Annotated in this window: 3 protein-coding genes; all 3 read left to right on the forward strand. The window is 40.2% G+C overall.

What is annotated here, in order from left to right; translation table 11 throughout:
- Positions 1 to 285 (forward strand): flagellin (locus tag H5117_RS20310; RefSeq protein ID WP_259404413.1); only part of this gene is annotated, 285 nt, incomplete at its 5' end.
- Positions 286 to 780: 495 nt separating this feature from the next.
- Positions 781 to 1,749, forward strand: a complete 969-nt coding sequence (locus H5117_RS20315; protein ID WP_182739011.1) for a flagellin — start codon at positions 781 to 783, stop codon at positions 1,747 to 1,749.
- Positions 1,750 to 1,913: 164 nt separating this feature from the next.
- On the forward strand, positions 1,914 to 2,725 hold an 812-nt coding region (locus H5117_RS20320; RefSeq protein ID WP_182739012.1), incomplete at its 3' end, for a flagellin.

The raw sequence follows: 2,725 nt of genomic DNA on the forward strand, positions 1-2,725 counted from the left end.
GTAGGTAATGCGCAAGCAGTTTTAGCCGGAATGGATGCAATGATTGCTGTAGTTGACAAAAAACGTGCGGAGTTGGGTGCAGTTCAAAACCGTTTCCAATCAACTATTCGAAACCAGTCAAACATATCAGAAAACTTATCTGCTGCCAAATCACGTATCCAAGATACTGATTTTGCTCAAGAAACAGCAAACTTAACTAAGATGCAGATTTTACAACAGGCTAGTCAAACAATTTTAAGCCAAGCTAATCAACGTCCTCAGGCGGCACTTAGCCTACTAGGATAATAGAAAGGTCTATAATTAGATAGGTCAATTTATTGACAAAGTCGAAGTAAAGCGCCTTTGCTTAATGGGGTATTAACAAAGGCGCTATAGGATTTTGCCAGCGGAGGCCTTAATCCAAATCGTTCTAACATTTGTAGAACATATATGTACTAGCATAAACTATGCCATTAGTTTTTGTCAGTTACCCTCTCTCAAACTTATTAAATAATAAGGCCCTTAACGGGCCTTATTTCTTTGTTATACAACTACTGCCTTACCTGCCCAATTTTAAATCAGAACACACCACACAACGAAACATCGATATTTAATAACCTTTGAATTAAAGTTGGCCTAATGCTTGCTAATATCTTTGTAAGTTTATTATTAACTTACAAAGTGGCAGATAGCTGCCCCTAGGCAGAAAATAGCGCCTACATATCTAGTCACTTTGTCAAATATCCACTTTCTTTAAACGAGACAGTGACTTAACTTTGACAGATAAGAAGAGAGTATATTATGGCTTTATATGTTAATACCAATGTAAGTGCACTCAATGCACAAAGACAGCTTGATAGAAGCGGTGGTGATTTAGATACGTCTTTTAAACGCCTTTCTTCAGGCCTGCGGATTAATAGCGCAGCAGATGATGCTGCTGGTTTACAAATATCTGACCGACTGCAGTCGCAAATATTGGGTTTGAATCAAGGTAATCGAAATGCAAATGATGGTATCTCTTTAGCTCAAACGGCAGAAGGTGCAATGGATGAAATTACTTCTACATTTCAACGTATCCGAACGCTTGCTCAACAATCAGCTAATGGCTCTAATACCGATGAAGATCGCCTAGCTATTCAAGAAGAGATCCGTCAATTATCTGCAGAGGTAAATCGTATTGCTACCGACACTACTTTTGGTGGTCAAAATTTGCTTGATGGTACTTACTCTGCAAATTTCCAAGTTGGAGCTGATGCCGTGCAAGCCATAGGTTTTAGTATGCAAAGTGTTGGCGGAACAGCGAATTCATTATCAGCTAATGGTGGCTTTACTTTATCAGGTGTTGCAGGTGTTGCATCTGCAGTCTCAGGCAAAGCATTATCTGCGAACCTAGCCGGAGTTAGTGATGCTGGTGGCACAGCTGCGGCAACTACATACAATTTTGCGGCCCAATTTACTGCAACAGGGATTAGCGTTTCTTCTCAAGGTAATGCGCAAGCAGTTTTAGCCGGTATGGATGCAATGATTGCGGTAGTTGATAAAAAGCGTGCTGAATTGGGTGCAGTTCAAAACCGCTTCCAGTCAACAATTCGTAACCAAGCAAATATTTCTGAAAACTTATCTGCCGCTAAATCTCGTATCAAAGATGCTGATTTTGCTATGGAAACTGCTAACTTAACTAAAAACCAGATTTTACAACAGGCAAGTCAAACTATTTTAGGGCAGGCAAATCAGCGCCCGCAGGCGGCACTTAGTTTACTTCAGGGTTAATAAAATTAACGTTAGTAAAAATTAAATACAAATAAAGCTAAAGCTTTTGCTTTAATGGGCGATAAATGAGTTAGAGGACTAAAAATCCAGTACTCTAAATCTCGGATTATAACAGGGTAGGGGTATCCCGTTGTCATCCATCGAACTTTGAAGCGGAGGCTATCATGGCTTTATATGTAAACAGTAATGTGAGTTCTTTGAACGCACAAAGACAATTAAGCAAATCAAGTAATGCATTAGATACATCATTTCAACGTTTATCATCAGGTATGCGTATAAACAGTGCAAAAGATGATGCTGCAGGCATGCAGATTTCAAACCGTTTATCATCTCAAGTTAATGGTTTAAATCAAGGTAACCGAAATGCAAACGATGGTATTTCACTCGCACAAACTGCAGAGGGTGCCCTTGATGAAGTAACTTCAATGTTCCAGCGTGTTCGTACTCTTGCACAGCAAGCTACTAATGGCTCAAACACAGATGAAGATCGATTAGCAATTCAAGAAGAGATACGTTCATTATCGGCTGAAGTTAACCGTGTGTCAGAAGATACAACGTTTGGCGGACAAAATTTACTTGATGGTTCGTATTCAGCAAACTTTCAAGTAGGTGCGGATGCGGTACAAACAATCGGTTTTAGTATGCAAAATGTAGGCGGTACTGCTGCTACAAATAGTATTAGCGCAAATGGCGGTTTCACTCTATCAGGTATTGCAGGTGTCGCATCTGCAGTGACAGGTAATGCATTATCAGCTAACTTAGTTGGTGTTAGTGAGGCCGGTGGCACCGAAGCAGCAACTGCATACAATTTTGCAGGAGAATTTACTGCAACAGGGATTAGCGTTTCTAGTGTAGGTAATGCGCAAGCAGTTTTAGCCGGAATGGATGCAATGATTGCTGTAGTTGACAAAAAACGTGCGGAGTTGGGTGCAGTTCAAAACCGTTTCCAATCAACTATTCGAAACCAGTCAAACAT

The organism is Pseudoalteromonas sp. SG45-1 (genome assembly GCF_014164135.1).
Classification (GTDB): Bacteria; Pseudomonadota; Gammaproteobacteria; order Enterobacterales; family Alteromonadaceae; genus Pseudoalteromonas; species Pseudoalteromonas distincta.

Coding starts and splice junctions, on each gene's coding strand:
- H5117_RS20315 (WP_182739011.1), top strand. CDS start 781: ATGGCTTTATATGTTAATACCAATGTAAGTGCACTCAATGCACAAAGA.